Annotated in this window: 19 protein-coding genes; 2 read left to right on the plus strand and 17 right to left on the minus strand. The window is 63.2% G+C overall.

Features of this window, described 5'->3' with window-relative positions; all coding sequences use genetic code 11:
- Position 1: 1 nt before the first annotated feature.
- The 15 genes from ACGYLC_RS13075 to ACGYLC_RS13145 all read right to left on the minus strand — a co-directional run bounded on the left by ACGYLC_RS13075 (position 2) and on the right by ACGYLC_RS13145 (position 15,808).
- Positions 2–961 (minus strand): 2-hydroxyacid dehydrogenase, encoded by a 960-nt coding sequence (locus ACGYLC_RS13075; protein ID WP_394399549.1) that lies wholly within the window; start codon positions 959–961, stop codon positions 2–4.
- A 3-nt stretch (positions 962–964) separates the two neighbouring features.
- Positions 965–1,126 carry a hypothetical protein gene (locus ACGYLC_RS13080; protein WP_394399551.1) on the minus strand — a complete coding sequence of 54 codons (162 nt, stop codon included), beginning with the start codon at positions 1,124–1,126 and terminating at the stop codon, positions 965–967.
- Between the two features lie 10 nt (positions 1,127–1,136).
- A complete protein-coding gene (locus ACGYLC_RS13085; RefSeq protein ID WP_394423278.1) occupies positions 1,137–2,474 on the minus strand; it encodes an amidase in 1,338 nt (445 codons plus the stop codon).
- A gap of 7 nt (positions 2,475–2,481) precedes the next feature.
- Complete coding sequence (locus ACGYLC_RS13090; protein ID WP_394399554.1) at positions 2,482–3,900, minus strand: TRAP transporter large permease subunit; 1,419 nt, start codon at positions 3,898–3,900, stop codon at positions 2,482–2,484.
- Entirely contained in the window at positions 3,897–4,481 is a 585-nt protein-coding gene (locus tag ACGYLC_RS13095) for a TRAP transporter small permease subunit (RefSeq protein WP_067266971.1), read from the minus strand. Before ACGYLC_RS13095 ends, ACGYLC_RS13090 begins: the two co-directional genes overlap by 4 nt.
- A gap of 75 nt (positions 4,482–4,556) precedes the next feature.
- Positions 4,557–5,687, minus strand: a complete 1,131-nt coding sequence (locus ACGYLC_RS13100; RefSeq protein ID WP_067266961.1) for a TRAP transporter substrate-binding protein — start codon at positions 5,685–5,687, stop codon at positions 4,557–4,559.
- Between the two features lie 222 nt (positions 5,688–5,909).
- Complete coding sequence (locus ACGYLC_RS13105; RefSeq protein WP_394423279.1) at positions 5,910–6,278, minus strand: hypothetical protein; 369 nt, start codon at positions 6,276–6,278, stop codon at positions 5,910–5,912.
- A 54-nt stretch (positions 6,279–6,332) separates the two neighbouring features.
- On the minus strand, positions 6,333–6,572 hold the full coding sequence (locus ACGYLC_RS13110) for an SDR family NAD(P)-dependent oxidoreductase (protein ID WP_394423346.1): 240 nt from the start codon (positions 6,570–6,572) through the stop codon (positions 6,333–6,335).
- Positions 6,573–6,597: 25 nt separating this feature from the next.
- Entirely contained in the window at positions 6,598–7,737 is a 1,140-nt protein-coding gene (locus tag ACGYLC_RS13115) for a M20/M25/M40 family metallo-hydrolase (protein ID WP_394423280.1), read from the minus strand.
- 69 nt (positions 7,738–7,806) lie between these two features.
- Positions 7,807–8,979 carry a M20 aminoacylase family protein gene (locus ACGYLC_RS13120; RefSeq protein ID WP_394423281.1) on the minus strand — a complete coding sequence of 391 codons (1,173 nt, stop codon included), beginning with the start codon at positions 8,977–8,979 and terminating at the stop codon, positions 7,807–7,809.
- On the minus strand, positions 8,976–10,661 hold the full coding sequence (locus tag ACGYLC_RS13125; RefSeq protein WP_394423282.1) for an ABC transporter ATP-binding protein: 1,686 nt from the start codon (positions 10,659–10,661) through the stop codon (positions 8,976–8,978). Before ACGYLC_RS13125 ends, ACGYLC_RS13120 begins: the two co-directional genes overlap by 4 nt.
- 3 nt (positions 10,662–10,664) lie before the next feature.
- Positions 10,665–11,552, minus strand: a complete 888-nt coding sequence (locus tag ACGYLC_RS13130; protein ID WP_394423283.1) for an ABC transporter permease — start codon at positions 11,550–11,552, stop codon at positions 10,665–10,667.
- 1 nt (position 11,553) lies between these two features.
- Positions 11,554–12,495 carry an ABC transporter permease gene (locus tag ACGYLC_RS13135; protein WP_067266948.1) on the minus strand — a complete coding sequence of 314 codons (942 nt, stop codon included), beginning with the start codon at positions 12,493–12,495 and terminating at the stop codon, positions 11,554–11,556.
- 112 nt (positions 12,496–12,607) lie between these two features.
- Positions 12,608–14,218, minus strand: coding sequence for an ABC transporter substrate-binding protein (locus tag ACGYLC_RS13140; RefSeq protein ID WP_394423284.1), 1,611 nt, complete (start codon positions 14,216–14,218; stop codon positions 12,608–12,610).
- Between the two features lie 33 nt (positions 14,219–14,251).
- On the minus strand, positions 14,252–15,808 hold the full coding sequence (locus ACGYLC_RS13145) for a M81 family metallopeptidase (protein ID WP_394423285.1): 1,557 nt from the start codon (positions 15,806–15,808) through the stop codon (positions 14,252–14,254).
- Between the two features lie 148 nt (positions 15,809–15,956).
- On the opposite strand from ACGYLC_RS13145, the gene ACGYLC_RS13150 reads away from it, so the two are divergent.
- Together ACGYLC_RS13150 and ACGYLC_RS13155 are read left to right on the plus strand one after the other, a co-directional pair.
- Positions 15,957–16,763, plus strand: a complete 807-nt coding sequence (locus ACGYLC_RS13150; protein WP_394423286.1) for an IclR family transcriptional regulator — start codon at positions 15,957–15,959, stop codon at positions 16,761–16,763.
- Positions 16,764–16,908: 145 nt separating this feature from the next.
- The gene (locus tag ACGYLC_RS13155) at positions 16,909–18,327 is read left to right on the plus strand and encodes an amidase (RefSeq protein ID WP_394423287.1); all 1,419 of its coding nucleotides are present in this window, start codon (positions 16,909–16,911) and stop codon (positions 18,325–18,327) included.
- Positions 18,328–18,488: 161 nt separating this feature from the next.
- Here ACGYLC_RS13155 and ACGYLC_RS13160 read toward each other — a convergent pair whose 3' ends face one another.
- Both ACGYLC_RS13160 and ACGYLC_RS13165 read right to left on the minus strand, forming a co-directional pair.
- Positions 18,489–19,943, minus strand: a complete 1,455-nt coding sequence (locus tag ACGYLC_RS13160) for an alanine/glycine:cation symporter family protein (RefSeq protein ID WP_394399575.1) — start codon at positions 19,941–19,943, stop codon at positions 18,489–18,491.
- A gap of 224 nt (positions 19,944–20,167) precedes the next feature.
- The gene (locus tag ACGYLC_RS13165) at positions 20,168–20,479 is read right to left on the minus strand and encodes an ETC complex I subunit (RefSeq protein ID WP_067268114.1); all 312 of its coding nucleotides are present in this window, start codon (positions 20,477–20,479) and stop codon (positions 20,168–20,170) included.
- Positions 20,480–20,484 lie beyond the last annotated feature (5 nt).

Raw genomic sequence — 20,484 nt, forward strand, 5'->3', positions numbered from 1 at the left:
GCTAAAGCTGATCCGGCGGCGTCTCGCCCCGGAAAAAATGGTCGAGATTGTCCAGCGCCTTAAAGCCCATCGCATCACGGGTCGCCACGGTGGCGCTGCCGACATGGGGCATCATCATGACGTTATCGTGGGCCGCAAAGGCAGGGTTGCCGCCCGGCTCGGTCACAAAGCAATCCAACCCCGCCGCGCCGACGTGGCCCGAGGTGAGCGCGTCGAGCAGCGCCGCCTCATCCACCAGATTGCCCCGCGCGGTGTTCACGATGACGCAGCCCTTTGGCAACCGCGCCAAGCGCGCGGCGTTCATAAGGCCCACCGTCTCAGGCGTGGCGGGGCAGTGCAGCGAGAGGAAGTCCGAGACCGCCAGCAGGTCGTCCAACGCGGCGTGATATGTCGCGCCTGCCTCTGCTTCGGGGTCCAGACGGCGGCGGTTGTGGTAATGCACCTCCATATCCAACCCGCGCGCCTTGCGGGCAAAGGCCCGGCCCACGCCGCCCATCCCGATGATGCCAAGCCGCGCGCCGGAAAGCTGTTTGCCCACCAGCATCGCAGGCGACCACGACTGCCACTGACCGCTGCGCACCAGCCGGTCCCCGGCAACCGCGTGACGGGCCGCGCCCAGCATCAACATCAGCGCCAGTTCCGCCGTGGCATCCGACAGAACGCCGGGCGTGTTCGTCACCACGATCCCCCGCGCCTTGAGGCTGGGCAGATCGCAGTGATCCACCCCGACGGAATGGTTCGCGATGATCTTGAGCCGCGGGTCGAGCCGCGCCACCACATCGGCGCTGAAATGCTCGGAATGACAGGGGATCATCCCATCGACCCGCGCGCTCATCGCGATGATCTCCTCGGCGCTGCCGGGATTGTCGGCAGGATCCCAGATCACCTCGTAATCCCGCCGGGCGCGGTCGAGCGTGGCTTCGGAGAGCTGCCGCGTGATCCAGATGACGGGTTTGCTCATGGCTCAGTCCCGATCTTTCCGGCTGGAGGTGAAAAAGTCATAGGCCACAAAGGCCAAGGTCACCGCAACGATGATGATCAGGTCGATGCTGGGCACCTCTACGGCGAGGATCAGCAAAAACACCGAAATCGCGGCAAAGGCGAGCAGGGCAAGTAGGCGGTTCATGGTCTCATCCTCATTCAGTTGCACCATCGGCCCAGTCGAAAAGCCACTGGGCGCTGCGCATCAGACGCCCATCCTGGCCGTGACCGCCGACCAGTTGCACCCCCATTGGCAGCCCCTCTTCCGAGGTCATCAACGGCAGGGTCACGCAGGGGCTGCCGCAGAGCGTCCAAAGACCGTTGAAAATCGGATCGCCGGTGGTCTCCAACCCGCGCGGCGCGGGGCCGGTGGCTGCAGGGCAGAGCAGCACGTCGCAACGGGTCAGCAACTCTTCGAGTGCGGCGGTCAGCACCTTGGGCAGGTCGCGGGCCGATTGGTAGTCGCGGGCCAACACCTTGTTGCCCGCCTCCATCGCCTCCCGCGCCACGGGTGAGAGCAGCTCGGCCCCGTCGCGCAGATAGGGGTAGAAATGATAGGCCATCTCGGCAAGATTGATGCGTTTGCGCGCCTCGGCGGCTTCGTTGAAGACCGGCGGCAGGGGCATCTCGAAAGCCTGATCGCCAAGGGCTGCGACCAGTTCCTTAAAGGCGGCATGCAGTTGCGGATCGGCATCCTCCCATCCCGGCGGGCGGACAAAGCCGAAAACCGGCGGGATCGGCGGCGCGCTGCGCGCCTCGGCCAAAAGCGCGGGGGTCGGGGCGAGTTCGGTCGCACTGTCCTCGGGGTCATGGCCGAACAGCACCTCGGCCAGCAGCGCAGCCCCGGCGGGATCGCTGGCAAAGACACCGATGGTGTCGAGCGAGGGCGATTGCGTCAGCACCCCCCGGCGCGGGATCGCGCCGAAGGTTGGTTTGAACCCAGTGACCCCGCAATAGGACGCAGGCCGGATCACCGACCCGCCGGTCTGCGTGCCGATGGCCAAGGGCACCATCCCATCGGCCACCGCCGCCGCCGACCCTTGGGAGGAACCGCCGGGGCTATGCCCCGGATTATGCGGATTGGTGGTCTTGTTCGGATGCATGAAGGCCAGTTCGGTCGTGACAGTCTTGCCCATGATGATCGCGCCCTCGGCCCGCAGCCGCTCGACGATGAAAGCATCGCGCAGCGGCACGCGCCCCTTGTCCTGCGCCGCGCCGTTTTCGGTGGGGATGCTGCGCGTGTCGATCACGTCTTTCAGCCCCACCGGCAGCCCGTGCAACCGCCCAAGCGGCCGGCCCGCCCGGCGATGATTGTCGAGCGTTCGGGCCTGCGCGCGGGCAAACTCGGGGTCGAACCACGCCCAAGCGCCCACCACCTCCTCGCGCGCTTCGATCCGCGCGATGTAGCTTTCCACCAGCGCCAGCGCGTCCAACGCGCCGCTCGCCAAACGGTCCCGCAGTTCAACCACGCCAAGCGCTGCTGCGGCGGTCATCCTTGGCTCAGCGCCCATAGAACACCTCCGGCAGGTAGAAGACGATCTGCGGGAAGACATACATCAGGATCATCGACAGGATTACGCAGAACAGGAAGGGCATGACCCCCGCGAAGATCTGCGTCAGCCTCAACTCGGGCGGGGCGATCCCCTTGAGGTAATAGGCCGACATTGCCATCGGTGGCGTGAGGAAACTGGTCTGCAGGTTCAGCGCCACGAGGATGCCGAAGAACAGCGGGTCGATCTCGAAAACCGCCAGCAGCGGCAGGAAGATCGGCACGAAGATGATGATGATCTCGGACCACTCCAGCGGCCAGCCCAACAGGAAGATGATCAGCTGCGCGAGGATCAGGAACATGATCGGAGACAGGTTCAGCGATTGCACGAACTCCGAGATCACATGCTCCCCGCCGAGGTAGGAGAACACCGCCGAGAAAGTGTAGGAACCGACGAAAAGCCAGCAGACCATCGCCGTGGTGCGCACCGTGAGATAGACGCTCTCGCGCATCCGCTGCCATGTCATCGCGCGGTAGATGAAGGCAAGGAAGATGCCGCCGAGCGCGCCGATCGAGGCCGCCTCCGTCGGGGTGGCGAGACCGAAGAGGATCGAGCCCAGCACCGCGAAAATGAGGAAGGCCAGCGGCAGGAAGGAGGTGGCGATCATCAGCATCAGCTTGCCCATCGGCATGTCCGGCACCTCGTCCGCCGTGGGGCGCGGGGCCGATGAAGGCTGAAGCAGCGAGCGCCCGACGATGTAGATCAGGTAAAGCCCCACCAGCGTCAGCCCCGGCAGCAGCGCGGCTGCGTAAAGCCGCACGATGGAGACATTCGTTGCCGCCGCATAGACGATCAGCATGATCGAGGGCGGGATCAGGATGCCCAAGGTGCCGCCCGCGCAGATGATGCCCGCCGCGAAGGACGGGTTGTAGCGCGCCTTGAGCATCGCGGGCAGCGCCAGCAGCCCCATCAGCGTCACAACCGCGCCGACGATGCCGGTGGCGGTGGCGAAAAGCGCGCAGGTGATCAGCGCCGCCACACCCATGGAGCCGGGAATGTTCTTGGACGCGATGTTGAGCGTGGTGAACAGCCGGTCGACGATATTCGACCGCTCCACGATATAGCCCATGAAAAGGAACAGCGGCACGGCCGTCAGCACTTCGTTCGACATCACCGTGAAGGTCTGGTTCACGAAGAGGTCGAATATTCGGTTGTTGAATAACCCTTCAAACCAGGTCGACCATTGCTCCCATTGGCCGGCCCCCTCGTCCAGCCGGTCGAAACTGCGCCACATGCGGCGCGCGTCGAAATAGGCGTAGTAGCCAAAGCCGATGCCCATCGCCATCAGCGTGAAAGCAATCGGAAAGCCCAGGAAAACAAAGACGATGAACAGCCCAAGCATCATCAGGGCGATTTGCGGATCGGTCATGTGAGATGGCCCTTTTCGGCCTTGTTGGCTTCGCGCATCATGAGGTCTTCGGTCTCAAAGACGTCTTCCTCGGCTTCGAGCCAGTAGTTGGAACGTATGGCAATAAGGCAGCGGCAGACCTGCGCGATGCCTTGGATGAACAGCAGGATGCCTGCCGCCACGATGATTGCCTTGAATTGATAGATCGGAACCCCCGCCGGGCTGTTGACCGACACCTCGCCGTATTGCCACGAACGGGCGGCATATTTCCAACCTGCGAGGATCAGCGCGGTGACGCCGGGGAAAAAGAAGATGATATAGAGCACGAGGTCGATCATGCCTTGGGTGCGCGGCTGGAACAGCCGATAGAGGAAATCCCCCCGCACATGGCCGCCCCGCGACAGCGTATAGGCCCCGCCCATCATAAAGAGCGTGCCATACATGATGAAGGACACGTCCAGCGCCCAAGCCGTGGGATTGTTCAGCACATAGCGCACAAAAACTTCGTAGCCCGTGCCGATGGACATCAGCAAAATGAGCCACGCAAAAGCCTTGCCGAACCATGCGGAAAGGTTATCGGCGAACCGAATGAAAGATATCATGATGCCCTCGGTATCTCGCACGAACCCCGGCGCGCCATGCGCCGGAGTTCGCGGTGATGTTATGGGTTTGCGGGATCAGAGTTTGATCTTGCCGGGGAAGTAATGCTCATAAGCAAGCCCGTAATCCGGCGAGTTCATCAACTCGTAATAGGCCACGCGGTCGACCCATTCGCGCTGGCTGTCGAGGGTCTTTTTCATGAAGGGATCGGATTCCAACTCGGGGATCAGCTCATCCCATGCTTTCAGCTGCGCATCCAAGATTTCCTTGGAGGTGCGCCGCACGGTCACGCCAGCCTCGTTTTGCAGGAACTGAAGGTCCGCCGAATAGCGGTCCATCGCCTTGGCCGTGTTCGCGGTTGAGGCCGCCTCGACCGCGTATTTCAAGATCGCCTGAAGGTCGGGGTCGAGGTCTTCGAGGAACATCTTGGAGAACAGGAATTCAAAGCTCTCGGAGGCTTGGTGATAGGACGACAGGTAGTAGTTCTTGGCCACATCCTGCGCGCCGAAGTCCTTGTCCGACGAGGGGTTGTTGAACTCGAAGGCGTCGATCACGCCGCGCTCCATCGCGGGCACGATCTCCCCGCCCGGCAATTGCGCCACCGACATGCCCAACTTCGCCATCAGATCGGCCGCCAGACCCACGGTGCGGTATTTGAAGCCTTGCAGGTCGTCGACGGTATTGACCTCATTCTTGAACCAACCAAAGGGCTGGGCGAACATCGGGAAGCCCATGTAGCCGACAACGTCGAGGCCCATGATATCCTGCGTCAGCTCGTTATAAAGCTCCTGACCGCCGCCTTGGTAGAACCATGACAGCATGGTGGTGGCAGAACCGCCGAAGACCGGGCCGGTGCCAAAGAGCGATGCGGCCTTGTTCTTGCCGTACCAATAGACGGGCACCGAATGCGCCGCGTCGATCAAACCGTCATTCACCGCATCGAGCACCTGAAACGCCGCGACGACCGCGCCCGCGGGCAGCACGTCGACCTTCAGACGCCCGCCCGACATTTCCTCGACCCGCGTCGCATAATCGCGGGCAAAGTCTTGCCAGATGTTCGCGTCGTTCCACGACGTCTGCATCTTGATGACGATCGGCGCTTGTGCCAGCACCGCCGGTGCGGCCAGCATGCTCCCGGTCGCCGCCCCCCCAGCAAGTGCGGACTTCGTCAGGAACGAACGTCGGTTGAACTTTTTAGTCTCAGTCATGTTTCCTCCTCCCAGAGTGGCCGCCCCTTTGCTTACTTGAAATACGCTATTGGTCGGGCGACCCGAGATCAGAGACTAACCAAATGATCTCATTTGGCAAGAATTGTCCGCAAGGGACTCGCCGAGTGCAACTTTATTGTGCAAACGCCGCAAAAATCGACACCCTACTGCGGGGCTGACTGGCTGCGTTCTAAGCGGGGCGGCGACAGGCTCCGCCCGCCCTCAAACAGCCCAGCGAAAGCCGGTTTCCACCTCGGACCGCGCCCAGAGCCTGACCATCGTCTCTTTGTCATAGGCATAGGGTTCCAACCTGCCGCGCCCGACCGGGCCGACTATCTCCATCCGGCCTGTGGGGCCATAAAGCGCGCGCTGCTCTAGCCCGTCCTCAGTGGCGCACATGACCTCGGGATAGGCGCCGCGCTCCGCCGTTTGAACGATCGGCAATTTCGACATCAGCCACCAAGTGGACCGGGTCATCGGCCCGCCGCAGGTGCGGATCAAAGAGGTGGCCGAGGCACCGGGGTGACAGACATAGACCGCCACCTGCCTCCCCGTCCGCGCGACACGGTCCTGCAAGTCATAGGCAAACATTATCTGTGCCAGCTTGCTTTGGCTATAGGCCGGGTTGGCGCGGTAGTTCTTATCTCAGTTCATGTCGTCGAACTGGATGGTGCGCAGGCCCATCTTGTAGCCAAGGCTTGCCACCGCCACGATCCGGCCACCGCTCTTGTCGATCCGGTCGAAGAGCAAGCCGCAAAGCAGGAAGTGGCCGTAGTGATTGGTGCCGAGCTGACTTTCGTGGCCTGCCTTGGTCAACTGGCGATTTGGCACCTGTGCGATGGCGGCGTTGCAGATCAGCGCATCAATGCGGGGAGTGTCGCGCAGAACCTCTGCCTCCCCCCCACATACCTCAAGGCGTCAAGCGACAGAACAGCCCCGCCGCCAGCTTCGCGCGCTCGGTGAGGCTGTCGACATAGATATGCTCCTGCAAGGTATGCAGCCCCTTGCCGCGCACGCCGATCGAATCCAGCGTTGGCAGGCCGAGGAAGCCGGTGAAATTGCCGTCCGATCCGCCCCCGGCGGAGCTTCCGGTGATCTCGATCCCCAGTTCGCCGCCAATGTCTTGGGCAAGCCTGAGCATCGCCATCGTACCGGGCTGGTCGGGCTCCCAAACCGGGCGGGTGACGCCGCGGCTGATTTCCATGATCACGTCGCCCGCGTCCGAGTTCAGCGCCATCATCTTTTCGACGCCCGCGTCGAGCTGCTCTTGCGTTTTCGCCATGGTCAGCACCTCGGCATCGCAGACCGAGGAGACGCAGTTGACCCATTGGCCCGCGTGAAAGACCCCGAGCGAGAAGGTGCAATCCTCAGTGGTCATGCCTTCGATCGTGCCCACGGCTTTGGCCATCTCCGCGATGGCCGAGCGGCCTTCGGAGAGCGCCCAGCCCGCGTGGCTGGGGCGGCCCCGGGTCTGGAGGTTGAACCGCGCGATGGCGTAGCGCCCGATCACCGCGCCGCCGTCGGGGCGGGCAGGCTCCGGCACGAGGATATACTTGTGGCGCTTGGCCTCCTCCTCGATCAGGCGGCGGGTGGCGGGGGTGCCGATTTCCTCATCTGGGGTAAAGAGCACCGTCACCGGCAGCGGCGTCTCGACCCCGGCGGCCAGCAGTTTGCGCAGCGCATCAAGGTAGACGTAATTGCCGCCCTTCATATCCATCAGACCGGGGCCGTAGCAGATCTCGCCCTCGCGTTTGTAAGGCAGGCTCGCCAAGGTGCCGAGGGGGTGAACCGTGTCCATATGGCCCAGAAGCAGGATGCCCCCCTCGCCCGCGCGGGGATGGGGCATCTCGGCGCGCAGGCTGTCGCCCAACCCCATCGGGCTTGGGATACGCTCGGTCCGCGCGCCCAAGACCGCCAGATCATGCTGCACCACATCCATCATCCGGTTCACCGCCGCCCCGTCGAATGTGGGGCTTTCGGTTTCGATCCAAGGGCGCAGCCCGGTGAGCATCTCTTCGGTATCAAATGGCAGATCAAGCGGGTTGGTCATGTTCAAAATCCTTTCCTCCGCCGCGCGACAGCGGGCGGTTGGCTTAAATTGAAAAATTGGCGCAGGGGTTCAGCCGCCGACCTTTGGCAGCCGCGTCTCAACAATCCGCGCATAGATCGAGGCACCGACAGGCAGAATGGCGTCGTCCAGCACGAAGCCGGGGTTGTGCAAAGGCACGCTGCCCGCATGGCCCACCCGGCAATAGGCACCCGGCACGACTTTCAGCATATCGGCGAAATCCTCCGACCCGCTGGCCTGTTCGGTCGAGACATGGGCGTTCTCGCCGCCCACCACGCTGGCGGCTGCTTCGACATAGGCGCTAGTCAGTTCGGGGTCGTTCATCAACACGTCAAAGACATTGCGGATGTCGACCTCGATCTCGATCCCATAGGCTGTGGCCATGCCTGCGCAGAGTTCGCGCATCCGTGCCTCCGCCATTTCGATCACATCCTCATGGAAATAACGGATCGTGCCCGCGATACTGGCGGTATCCGGCACCACGTTATAGGCCGAGCCTGCGTTGAACTTCGTCACCGAGAGCACGATCGGTTTGGTCGGCGGGGTGTTGCGGCTGACCACAGATTGCAACTGCTGCACCAGCGCCGTGCCGATGACGATGGGATCGCGCGACTGATGGGGCATGGCGGCATGGCTGCCGGTGCCTTTGACGGTGATGTCAAAAAAGGCCGCCCCCGCCATGGCCGCACCGGGGGTGACATTGACCACCCCCGGCTCTGAATTCGGATCATTGTGCATGCCGTAGATCTCGTCACAGGGGAATTTCTCGAAAAGCCCCTCCTCCAGCATCCGGCGCGCGCCGCCCAACCCCTCTTCTGCGGGTTGAAAGATCAGCACCACGGTGCCGTCGAAATCCCGCGTTTCCGCAAGATAGCGCGCAGCCCCCAAGAGCATGGTGGTGTGGCCGTCATGGCCGCAGGCATGCATCCGCCCGGGGTTGGTCGAGGCATAGGGCACGCCGGAATCTTCGACAATCGGCAGCGCGTCCATATCCGCGCGCAGGCCGACACGGCGGTTGCCGCCGCCCGCGCCCTTGATGATGCCCACAACCCCGGTGCCGCCCAGCCCTTCGTGCACCTCATCCACACCATAGGCGCGCAGCTTTTCGGCCACGATGCCCGCGGTGCGGACCTCTTCAAACCCCAGTTCGGGGTGGGCGTGGATGTCTTGGCGGATGGCAGTCAGATCGGCGGCGAAGGCTTCGATCTTGGGAAGGACGGTCATGCGGTGGCTCCTGTCGTCATGGTGGCGCTGCCGAGCGCGCGGTAGTTGGCAAAATCCCAATGGCGGCCCGGCGCCGCTTCGATCAGGTTGCGTGTGTAGTCGTGATGCGGGTTGGACAGCACATCGCCCGCGGGGCCATATTCAACGACCTGCCCGCGCTGCATGACCAAGACCTCGTCACAAATCTGCGCGGCAACGCGCAGGTCATGGGTGATGAAAAGCATGGCCACGCCGAACTTCTCTTGAATGTCATCCAAAAGGTCGAGCACCTGCGCCTGAACGCTTACATCGAGGGCCGAGACGGCCTCATCCGCGACCAGCAGATCGGGCTTCATCGCCACCGCCCGCGCAATGGCGATACGCTGGCGCTGCCCGCCCGAGAACTGATGCGGATAGCGGTCGAGCGCATCGCGCGGCAGGTCCACCAATTCCATCAGTTCAGCCGCATGGCGCATCGCCTCCTCGCGCGGGGTGCCGAAGTTGATCGGCCCTTCGCAAAGGCTGCGCGCCACGGTCCAACGCGGGTTGAGCGAGCGGTAGGGGTCTTGGAACACGATTTGCAGATGTTTGCGGTGATCGCGCAGCTGACGGCGGGAGAGTTTGGCAATCTCGGTCCCCGCGACATTCACGCTGCCCGCTGTCGGGTCGATCAGCCGCATGATGGCCCGCGCCACGGTGGATTTGCCCGAACCGGACTCTCCGACGATGCCCAGCGTCCGCCCCGGTTTGATGGTAAAGCTGACATCCTGCGCGGCTTTCACACCCTCGCTGCGGCGCAGAAAACCGCCGCCGCCATAGGTCATGTCGAGCCCGGCCACACGCACCACTTCGCTTTGCGAAGCCGCCGCCCTTGCGGGACGCGGGGTGAGGTTGGGCACGGCGGTCAGCAGGGTGCGGGTATAGTCCTTCTCCGGCTTGGTCAGCAGCTTTTCAATCGGCGCGCGTTCGACGATCTGGCCCTGCTGCATCACCGTCACGGTATCCGCGATCTCGGCCACCACGCCCATGTCATGGGTGATGAAGAGCACGGCGGTGCCGTGGCGCTCCTGCATCTCGGCAATCAGCTTGAGGATCTGCAACTGCGTGGTCACGTCCAGCGCCGTCGTCGGCTCATCCGCGATCAGCAGATCGGGGTCGAGGATCAGCGCCATGGCGATCATGATGCGCTGGCGCTGCCCGCCGGAAAGTTGGTGCGGGAAAGCGCTGAAGATGCGGTTCACATCCGGCAGATGCACCTGATCCATCATGTCGAGCGTGCGTTTCTTGGCCTCCGATTGGCTCAGATCGCTGTGCATATTGAGCACTTCCATGATCTGCTCGCCCACCCGCAGCACCGGGTTCAGCGCGGTCATCGGCTCTTGAAAGATCATCGCGATCCGACGCGCGCGCAGCTGGCGCATTTGCGCGTGGCTCGCGCTGGTGATCTCAAAATCATCCAGCGTGATGCTGCCGCTTTGCACCTCCAGCGCCGATTTTGGCAGAAGCCCCATGGCCGCCAGCGAGGTCACGGATTTGCCCGAGCCGGATTCCCCCACCAGGCAATGCGTCTCGCCCGCCCGGATCGTCAGGTCGATCCCGTCGATCACCGGTTTCGCCTGTGGCCGCCCGGCCAGCCCGATGCGCAGGTCGCGCACTTTGAGCACCTCACGCGCGTCGGAGAAGTCTTTGGTCTTGAACTGCATCTCTCAGCCCTCCCGTTTCTTCATGCGCGGGTCGAGCAGATCGCGCGCGGTGTCGCCCAACAGGTTGATCGACAGGATGCAAAGCGACAGCAGCAGCCCCGGCCAAAAGATCAGCCCCGGCTTGATCTGGAAGTAGGTCCGCCCCTCGGCCATGATGTTGCCCCATGTGGGGATCTCGGTGCTGACGCCCGCGCCCAAAAAGCTCAGGATCGCCTCGATCAGGATCGCCGAAGCGCAGATATAGGTGCCTTGGACGATCAGCGGCGCCATGGTGTTGGGCATCAGGTGCTGGATCAGGATCTTGGGCATCGACGAGCCGAGCGCGATGGCGGCCTCGACGTAAGGCTCCTCGCGCGCCGAGAGCACGACCGAGCGCACCAGCCGCACCACGCGGGGCACCTCCGGCACCGTGATGGCGATGATGACCGAGCCGAGCGATGGCCCGTTCAGCGCCACCAGCGCAATGGCCAGCAGAATCGCGGGGATCGCCATCAGGCTGTCCATGATCCGCATGATGATGCCATCCGCCACCCGAAAGAAACCGGCCACAAGGCCGATGGCCAAGCCGATGGCGACGCTGACCAAGGCCGCCCCGACGCCGATCAGCAGCGACACGCGCCCGCCGGTCATCACCCGCGAAAACGTGTCGCGGCCATAGGGGTCGGTGCCCAGAAGATAGGTTTCGGAAGGCGGCTTGAGCCGCGCGGCAGAGTTCATCGCCAGCGGGTCATAGGGCACGTAGAGCGGGGCCAAGATCGACGCCAGCACGATGGCCACGAGGATAAGCGCCGCCAGCAGCGGGCCGATACCGACCCTTGCGCCCGCAGGCAGGGAAAGCAGTCCGGTCAGCACCTGAAAGGCGCTGTGACGGGATTGGGGTTGCTCGATCATGTCAGTACCGGATTCTTGGGTCGAAGAATGAATAGGAGACGTCAACCAAGAGGTTCACGAAGACGTAGATGCCCGCCGTCAGCAGGATCATCGCCTGAATGACGGGGTAGTCGCGGGCGAGGATCGCATCGACCGTAAGCCGCCCGATGCCCGGAATGTTGAAAACGCTCTCGGTCACCACCACGCCCGAGATCAGCAGCGCGAAACCGGTGCCGATGATGGTCAGGATCGGCACGGCGGCATTGCGCAGCGCATGGCGGAACAGCACGACATTCTCGCGCACGCCCTTGGCCCGCGCGGTGCGGATGTAATCTTCGCCCAGCACTTCAAGCATGGAGGCCCGCGTCATCCGCGCGATAAGCGCCACATAGATCGTGGCCAGCGTGAGCGAGGGCAGAATGGCGCGCGAGAAGAACGGCCCGATGCCCTCCGAGGGCGCCTTGTAGCCCTGCACCGGCACCCAACGCAGTTCGATCGCGAAGATTTGGATCAGGATATAGCCGATCACGAAGACCGGCACCGAAAAGCCCAGCACCGAGAAGGACATCACCAGAAAGTCGACCCATGTGCGGTGACGCCAAGCGGCGATCACCCCCATCGGCACCGCCAGCAGGACGGAAATGGTGATGGTCATCAGCGCGATATTGATGGTCGGCCCCAGCCGGTCGCCCAACATGCCCGCCACGGAGGTGTTCGACAAAAGCGAGACGCCCAGATCGCCGCGCAGCAATTGCCCGATCCATGTGAAGAACTGTGTCAGCAGCGGATCGTTCAGACCCAGACGGTCACGGATCCGTTCAAGCTGTGCGGGAGTGGCGGCATCGCCGGCGAGAATGGCTGCCGGATCACCGGGGGTGAGACGCAGCAGGAGGAAGACGAAGATGGCGACGATCAGCATGACCGGGATCGTGGCCAAGACGCGCTTCAGGATATAGACGAGCATTTTCCGGAAGGTCCCTTTCGGCGGAAAGAAGGCAGGCCCGGACGCGGGGGCACTGCCTGCGGGCAGAGATGACGGTGGAGAGCGCGATGGCCGCGCTCTCCGGGAGGCTGGATTACTCCGCCTCTTTGGTCATGTTCCAAAACACCGGCACGGGCGATGGCAGCATGTTCTGGATCGTGTTGCGACGCGCCTGCGGGATCAGATACTCCCCCATCATGATGTAATTGACGTTATCCATGACGTGTTTCTGGATCTCGACCGCCACTTCCTTTTGCGCCTCGGGCCCTTCGGCCTTCATGAACTTCGCACGCAGTTCTTCGATCTCGGGGTCATCGGGCCAGCCGAACCACGCCTCGTCGCCACGGCCACTGACCATCACGTTGGTCAGCGGGTCCGAAATCTCGGGCACCATCCAGTTGGTGAAGAACATGTTCCAGCCACCCTCAGAGACCGGGCTTTGCTGGGCGCGGCGCTGCACGACCGATTGCCAGTCCATCGACTGCATGTCGACTTCGAAACCCGCCTCGCGCAGGGCTTGGGCGGCCACCACCGGCTGGTTGATCAGGCTGATCACATCCGTCGGCGCCATCAGCACGATGGGCGTGCCGTCATAGCCCGCCTCTTCGAGCAATGCCTTGGCCTTTTCAGGGTCCGCGCCGCCGGTCACGATCTCGGCATCCGCTTCGTCGCCCAGAGGAGTCGAACAACCAAAGATCGCGCCGCAGACGTTGTAATAGGCCGGGTCGCCCTGCATCGTTTGCAGCATGGATTCTTGGTCCAGCGCCGCCATCGCCGCTTGACGGACCAGTTTGTTGTCAAAGGGCGGGTGCAGGTGGTTGGGCCGGCCGATGGTCACATAGCCAAGGTCATCGCGGGTCTCGACCGTGACCTCGGGGCTGGCGTCGAGGATCGGCAGCAGGTCGATCTGCACCTGTTCGAGATAGTCGATCTCTCCGGCCGAGAGCGCGTTGATCGCGGTGAGTGCGTCGGGCATCGTGGTCCAGACCACACGGTCGACATTGACCACCTTGCCACCCGCCATCCACGAGGCTTCCTCATCGCGCGGCACGTAGTCGTCGAACTTCTCATAGGTGACGTTCACGCCGGGCTCGTATTCATCTTGGTTAAAGACGAAGGGGCCGGAGCCGATATATTCCGTGATCGTCTCATCCGCCGAAGTTTCGGCCACGCGCTTGGGCATGATGAAGGGCGGCACGGCGGATTGTTTGGAGATCACCGACAAGAGCGGGCCGAAAGGCTCGGTCAGGGTCCAGACGACGGTCTTCTCGTCGCTGGCCTCAAGGCTTTCGGTCACGTCAAAGATCAACTGGCCGCCGCCGTCGCGCTTGCCCCAGCGTTTGAGCGAGGCCACGACATCCTCGCCAGTCACCGGCGCGCCGTCATGGAACATCAGCCCATCGCGCAGGGTGAAAGTATAGACGAGCCCGTCATCCGAGACCTCCCAGCTGGCCATCTGGGGCTGCGGCTCGAAATTTTCGTCCACGGCGGTCAGCACGTCATAGACCATATAGCCGTGGTTGCGGGTGATATGTGCGGTGGTGATGACCGGATCGAGAACCCGCAGGCCCGAGTGCATGACCGCGGTGATGGTCGTTTCGCCATCCTGCGCCGCCAGAGAGCCGGGTGCCAAAAGCGCCGTGGTCGCGGCAAAGGCGGCGGCAAGTCCGCGCGACTGTTTCAGTGCCGATCGTAGAGGTATCATGTGGTTTTCCCTTGTTGGGTGATCTTTTGGTTTTTATTGGGCCACGGCGGTCTTGCCGCCATGGTCAGGTGGTGCGCTTTGGGCACCGTCGGCCCCGAAACGGGGGCCATTCGGGGACAGCCGAAGCCCCGCACGCAGGCGCGTGAAGGGCAAATCGGCTGGATTGAGGGGCATCGGCCCCGGCGCGCAGGCGACAAGAATGTCGCGCGCGATGGGGGCAAAGTCTGCGCGGAAATGGGTGGAGCTTTTGACCACCAGAAGATCCATCTCTTCGGGTTGGATACCGACAAAACGGAACATCTCGCGGTCGGCCATTTGGGCGATGCGGCTGGTCACGACGACATGGACCCCGCCGATGCGCAGGCAGGCCGAAGGGCCGAGGTCCAGCGCCGTGCCGCCGTAATAGGGGCCGGTCGCGCGCAGCGTGCCGTCGCAAAGATGCTGGACCGTCGCCGTCGTTTCAAATGGCGCGTCATCCGCGATGTCGGCATGGCCGCCAAGGCGCAGGTTAACCTCGGCACCGACCCCGGCCTGATGCGCCGCTTGGGCGGCGGCGGGGTCGACGATCAACCCGATGGCCGCGTTCTGCGCCTCGGCCTTCACCAAGGCGCGCAACATGCCCGTGGTGGCCGAGACGCCGCCCGCGCCGGGGTTGTCTTGAGTATCGGCGATGACCACAGGCCCCCGCCCCGGCCCGGCGGCACGCGACAGCGCCTCGGCCACTGCTCTGTCGGGGTCATAGGCGTCATTTTCCAAAAAGGCAGGCGCTGCCGCCTCATAGGCTGCGGCAAGCCTGTCGGCGGCGGCATCTGCTACGGTCTGCGTCTCGCCATAGGCGACGGCAACGGGGCCGCAATCGGGAATATCCGCCGCCGGGAAACCCATGAACAGGCTGGCCGTAAGCGCCTCCGCAGCTTCGCAGGCGGCGACCCCTTCATAGAGTTCACGCCCCGGCGACATTTCGGTCGATTGAAACGGGATCGGCACCAAATACGACATCTGGCGAAAGGCTTTGGCCGGACGCTGGCCGGTCGTCATGATCCGGTCGAGCTGACGGGCCGCGGCGGCGCCGGTATCGGCCATGTCCACATGCGGATAGGTGCGAAAACCGACGAGCACATCGACATTCGCAACGAAATCTTCAGAGATATTGCCGTGCAGATCGAGCGCCGTAGCGATCGGCACCTCCGGCCCCACGACCGCACGCAGACGGCGGACAAGCTCTCCTTCCCCGTCGTCGAGATGCTCCGCCACCATAGCCCCGTGCAGGTCCAGAAAGACCCCGTCGAGCGGCCCGGCCTGCCGAATGCCTTCGATAATCTCGCCCGCAATCGTCTCATAGGCGTCGCGGCTGACATGGGCCGAGGGGATCGCCCCCGCCCAGAGGATCGGAACGATCTCCCAACCCTGCACTTGGCCCACCCGCAGCGCGCCCGCCATGCCAAGGTTGACCTCTTCGAAGGCGGGCAACATCGCCGCGCCGCGCACCATGGGGACATAGCCGCCGCCCAGTTGAAAAGCCTGCATATCCGCCGGGTTGGGGGCGAATGTGTTCGTCTCGTGCAGAAAGCCCGCAACAGCCACGCGCATTCCAGAACCACTTTCCAAACCTGTCTCCTTCGCCTTCTCGGCCCCTTCATCGGCAAGGCCACGCCCATTGTGTATCGCATTGCAATACAGCTATAGTGCACAGCAAGCGTAAGCGGCGCTTTAACGATTCGTCAACTACAGGCCATTTATGAGTAGATTTTTCCGTGAAGACGCCTCGCAGGCGGCGCAGAATCAGGCAGAGGACGACCGTTTGTTCGTCCGGGCGGCAGATCGCGCAATGCAGGTGCTGGGGGCCTTTCACAACGCGACCGGGCCAATGACCCTTTCCGACATCGCCAAGAGTGCCAGCATCGACCGATCCGCGGCGCAACGGCTGGTCCATACGCTCACCAAACTCGGCTATATCCGGCGCAGCGGGGATGACCGCGGCTACCTGCCGGGCATTCGCCTGCTGGATCACACGCTTGATCTGCTGCGGCTCGACCCCGTGGTGCAGAAGGCCACCCCCGTCTTGCTGGAACTGCGCAAATCCCTACGCGAGCGGGTCGATCTCAGCCTCTATGACGAGACGCGGCTGATCTATGCCCTGCGCATGCAAAGCAAACGCGAGACCTTTTTCGCCACCCTCGTGGGTCATAGCGTGCCGACCTTTTGCACCGCGGGCGGCCGCGCCGCGCTGGCACAGCTTCCCGATGACGCGGCGCGCGAAATTCTCACCCGCGCACCTTTGCACCCTTTCACCGCCAGCACCAAGACCGACCCCGAAGCGATCATGGCCGAGCTTGGCACCGCCCGCGAAAACCGCTTTGCCGTGGTCTGCGATGAATATGCTTTGGGCGAGGTGGCGGTAGGCGTCGCCATCACCAACCGGAACGGCGCGCCCTTAAGCGCGATACATCTCGCAGGCTCCCTCTCGGAATACACGCCGGAGGAATTTGTCGCCAAGGCCGCCCCCCTCGCCATAGAGGCCGCCAGTGCCATCATGGCCGGGTGATGGCCCAAAGCCTCGAATATAGTCACCCCCGCCTTCGGCAAAGGGTTTCGCCGCGAATTTACTTGCGTTGCTAAATTCTTTCTCCGAAGTTCGCGACATCAGGGCGCGGATGCGGCTTTGAAAACCACGAACGAAAGGAACCGGAATGACCGACAGTAAACCGCTTTGGCAATGGGACGCGCAGGAAATCGCACGCGCGACCCGCGCAGGAAAACTCTCGGCGGTTGAAGCGACCGAGGCGGCGATTGCCCGCATGGAAGAGGTCAATCCGGCTTTGAACGCAGTGGTCGAGACCCTCGCCGATGAGGCCCGCGCCGAGGCTGCCGCCCTCGACAAAAGCGACGCGCCCAAAGGGCCGCTGCATGGTGTTCCGGTCACGATCAAGATCAACGTCGACCAAAAAGGCCATGCCACCAGCAACGGCGTGCCCGCCTTCAAAGACATCATCGCGCCCGAGGATGCGCCGGTGGTGCGCAACCTCAAACGGGCGGGTGCCATCGTGATCGGGCGCACCAACACGCCGGAGTTTTCCTTTCGCGCCGATACCGACAACCCGCTCTACGGGCGCACCCACAACCCCTGGGGGCAGCACCTTTCGGCGGGCGGCTCCTCGGGTGGGGCGGGGGCGGCTGTCATGGCCGGGATCGGCGCGCTGGCCCATGGCAACGACATCGGCGGCTCCCTGCGTTTCCCCGCCTCGGCCAATGGCGCGGTGACGGTCAAGCCGGGTCTGGGCCGGGTGCCCGCCTACAACCCCAGCCAAAAGGCCGAGCGCGGACTTTTGGCGCAATCCATGTCGGTGCAGGGGCTGATCGTGCGCAAGGCGGCGGACCTGCATCTGTCGATGCCCAGCCTGATCGCCGCAGACGCGCGTGACCCCTTCCATGTGCCGCTGCCTTGGCGCGGCGAAGCGATCGAAGGCCCGATCCGCGTGGCCTTCACCCGCGATGACTTCGGCTTTGGCCTGCATCCGGATGTGGCCACCGCGCTCGACAAAGCCGCCTCTGCCCTGTCCAACGCAGGCTACGCCGTCGAAGAGGTGGAACCACCCCTTGCCTATGAAGCCGGAAAGAACGGCTATCGCGCCCTGATGGGCGAAGTCGAAGCGCTGATGGGCGAGGACATCCAAGCCCATGGTTCCGACGATCTGAAGGCGATCTTTGAGGATTACTACGCCGAATACCCGCCTTTCAAAGGCACCGAACAGCTCGCCATGCTGGCCAAACGCACCCATTACGCGCGCGAATGGTCGCTGTTTCTTAAGGACTACCCCCTCGTGCTGACCCCCTTCATGTTCGCCCCCTTCTTCACCGCCGGGCGCGACACCGAAGGCCGCGAAGGCGTGCGCGACGTCTTGGGCAAGGGGCTTTGGTCTTTCGTGATGAACTTCACCGGCCTGCCTGCGGGCAACATCCCCACGCATATCGCGGAACTGCCCCAAGGCCCGCAGCCCATCGGCGTGCAAATCGCAGGCCGCCGCTGGCGCGAGGATCTGATCGTCGACGCAATGGCCGCGATCGAAGATGAGATCGCCCCGGTTTGCACGCGGCTGTGGGGGGCGTGAAGTAGCCTCAAAGCGTGACGCCGATGGCCCGCATCTACTGTGAGGCGGGCCATTTTCTAGGGCCAGCCCAAGCGCCTCCCGGCTTCTTGCGGCGGCGAAATCCGCTTTAGAGTTCACGAAACGGCAAAGGCGAGGGGCCACCCCCTCGCCTTCCCTCGTGTTCAGTCAGCCTTGGCGCCCTGCGTTTCACGGGCAACATTGCTGTTCCAGATCGTATGGTCGACGCCGTCGCCAAGCTCGGCATATTCGGCGATCCTGAACATCGGCTCTTTCCCGGCCTTGCGCTGCGCGAAATAGTCCCGCGTGAGTTTGGCGACGGTCTTGGACAGGATCAGAATGGCGATCAGGTTGACCGTCGCCATCAGCGCCATGGAGGCATCGGCGAAGTTGAACACGGTCGTGACCGCCTGCAACGAGCCCCAGACCACCATCGCGACCACAAGCGCCTTCAGCACGAGAAGCGGGATACGCTTGCCCATCCCAAGGAACTCCATCGCATTCTCGGCATAGGAATAATTCCCGATGATCGAGGTAAAGGCGAAGAACAGGATGGCGATCCCGATGAAGATCGGACCGAATGCGCCAATATGCTGTTCCAAAGCGATCTGCGTCAGCGCCATGCCGGTCGCCGCACCTTCGGAATAGTCGACCGCGCCCGACAGCAGGATCATCAGCGCCGTCGCCGTGCAGATCACCAGCGTATCGATAAAGACGCCAAGCCCCTGCACCAGCCCCTGACTGGATGGATGGTGCGGATCGGGCACCGCGACGGCGGCGATGTTCGGGGCCGAGCCCATGCCCGCCTCGTTCGAGAACAGACCGCGCTTCACCCCGTTGAGCAGGGCCACCATGAAGCCACCGGTAAAGCCCCCCGCCGCCGCCTCGAAACCAAAGGCAGATTTGACGATCAGGGCCAGCATGGCGGGCACATCGGCGATGTTCAAAACCACGATTAGCAGCGCCACGACGATATAGAGACCGGCCATGGCAGGAACGATCTTTTCCGCCACCCGCGCGATGGATTTGATCCCGCCAAAGATGACGATGCCCGCGATACCGCCGACGACAAGGCCGGTGACGAGCTTGGGAATGGCAAAGGCTTCCTCCATCGCGACCGAGATCGAGTTTGCCTGCACCGCCGAGAAGATCAGACCGAAGCTGACGATAAGGCAGACCGAAAAGACATAGCCCATGGCGTTCGACCCGATGCCCCGGGACATGTAGAAGGCCGGTCCGCCCCGGTATTGCCCGTCCGCGTTCCGAACCTTGTAAAGCTGCGCCAAGGTAGACTCCGCATAGGCCGTGGCCATGCCGACAAGCGCCACAACCCACATCCAGAACACAGCCCCCGGTCCGCCGAGATAGATCGCCACAGCCACCCCGGCGAGGTTGCCCGTACCGACCCGGCTGGCGAGAGAGATCGTCAGCGCCTGAAATGGCGAAATGCCCGCGGCGGAAGTGTCACGCGAGGATCGGACCACGCGAAAGAACTCGGCGAAATGCCGGAATTGCAGGAAACCAGTGCGCCAGGTGAAATAAAGCCCGACAGCCAGCAGGCCATAGACGAGGACGTAGCCCCACAAGACGGTGTTCAGGAAATCGACGATTGCGGTCATAATCTTGCCCCCTCGTTTACATGTTCAACAACTAACCCGTCGACAGACAAGGGAAAGCGTTGAACCGAAATGAAAATGCCCGGCGCGGGTCAGTCATGGGCTTCGCAGAATATGCGCACCGCCGAGCGAATGTATGGTATTAACCTGATACGCGATCAGATGAAGAATGACGTAGGCCGCAGGCCGCGCATGGCCCGCGCGACACTGCGACTGCCTTCACACCCTCAGTGCGTCCACGCCCCGCGGCGACCGGTCGCGAAATTCTCGCCATAGCCGCCGGGGCGGACGTTGGGCTTACGCTTGTTGGGCAGTTGCACCTGTGCGTCGATGCCGTGATCGCGGGCGTATTCTTCGGCGGCTTCGCGGGTGTCGAACTGCAAGCGCACTTGGCTTTGCGTATCATCGGAAGACGTCCAGCCCATCAGCGGATCGACCCTGCGCGCTTCCGCGGGCGAAAACTCAAGCAGCCAGACACGGGTCTTGGCCGTGCCGGAGGACATCGCTGTACGGGCGGGTTGATAGATACGTGCGCGCATTTCGG

Source organism: Sulfitobacter sp. 1A12157, assembly GCF_043557345.1.
Taxonomy (GTDB): Bacteria; Pseudomonadota; Alphaproteobacteria; order Rhodobacterales; family Rhodobacteraceae; genus Sulfitobacter.

Coding starts and splice junctions, on each gene's coding strand:
- ACGYLC_RS13150 (WP_394423286.1), top strand. CDS start 15,957: ATGAGTAGATTTTTCCGTGAAGACGCCTCGCAGGCGGCGCAGAATCAG.
- ACGYLC_RS13090 (WP_394399554.1), bottom strand. CDS start 3,900: ATGACCGATCCGCAAATCGCCCTGATGATGCTTGGGCTGTTCATCGTC.
- ACGYLC_RS13130 (WP_394423283.1), bottom strand. CDS start 11,552: ATGATCGAGCAACCCCAATCCCGTCACAGCGCCTTTCAGGTGCTGACC.
- ACGYLC_RS13095 (WP_067266971.1), bottom strand. CDS start 4,481: ATGATATCTTTCATTCGGTTCGCCGATAACCTTTCCGCATGGTTCGGC.
- ACGYLC_RS13105 (WP_394423279.1), bottom strand. CDS start 6,278: ATGTTTGCCTATGACTTGCAGGACCGTGTCGCGCGGACGGGGAGGCAG.
- ACGYLC_RS13135 (WP_067266948.1), bottom strand. CDS start 12,495: ATGCTCGTCTATATCCTGAAGCGCGTCTTGGCCACGATCCCGGTCATG.
- ACGYLC_RS13120 (WP_394423281.1), bottom strand. CDS start 8,979: ATGACCGTCCTTCCCAAGATCGAAGCCTTCGCCGCCGATCTGACTGCC.
- ACGYLC_RS13155 (WP_394423287.1), top strand. CDS start 16,909: ATGACCGACAGTAAACCGCTTTGGCAATGGGACGCGCAGGAAATCGCA.
- ACGYLC_RS13115 (WP_394423280.1), bottom strand. CDS start 7,737: ATGACCAACCCGCTTGATCTGCCATTTGATACCGAAGAGATGCTCACC.
- ACGYLC_RS13080 (WP_394399551.1), bottom strand. CDS start 1,126: ATGAACCGCCTACTTGCCCTGCTCGCCTTTGCCGCGATTTCGGTGTTT.
- ACGYLC_RS13075 (WP_394399549.1), bottom strand. CDS start 961: ATGAGCAAACCCGTCATCTGGATCACGCGGCAGCTCTCCGAAGCCACG.
- ACGYLC_RS13165 (WP_067268114.1), bottom strand. CDS start 20,479: ATGCGCGCACGTATCTATCAACCCGCCCGTACAGCGATGTCCTCCGGC.
- ACGYLC_RS13125 (WP_394423282.1), bottom strand. CDS start 10,661: ATGCAGTTCAAGACCAAAGACTTCTCCGACGCGCGTGAGGTGCTCAAA.
- ACGYLC_RS13085 (WP_394423278.1), bottom strand. CDS start 2,474: ATGACCGCCGCAGCAGCGCTTGGCGTGGTTGAACTGCGGGACCGTTTG.
- ACGYLC_RS13160 (WP_394399575.1), bottom strand. CDS start 19,943: ATGACCGCAATCGTCGATTTCCTGAACACCGTCTTGTGGGGCTACGTC.
- ACGYLC_RS13100 (WP_067266961.1), bottom strand. CDS start 5,687: ATGACTGAGACTAAAAAGTTCAACCGACGTTCGTTCCTGACGAAGTCC.
- ACGYLC_RS13145 (WP_394423285.1), bottom strand. CDS start 15,808: ATGCGCGTGGCTGTTGCGGGCTTTCTGCACGAGACGAACACATTCGCC.
- ACGYLC_RS13140 (WP_394423284.1), bottom strand. CDS start 14,218: ATGATACCTCTACGATCGGCACTGAAACAGTCGCGCGGACTTGCCGCC.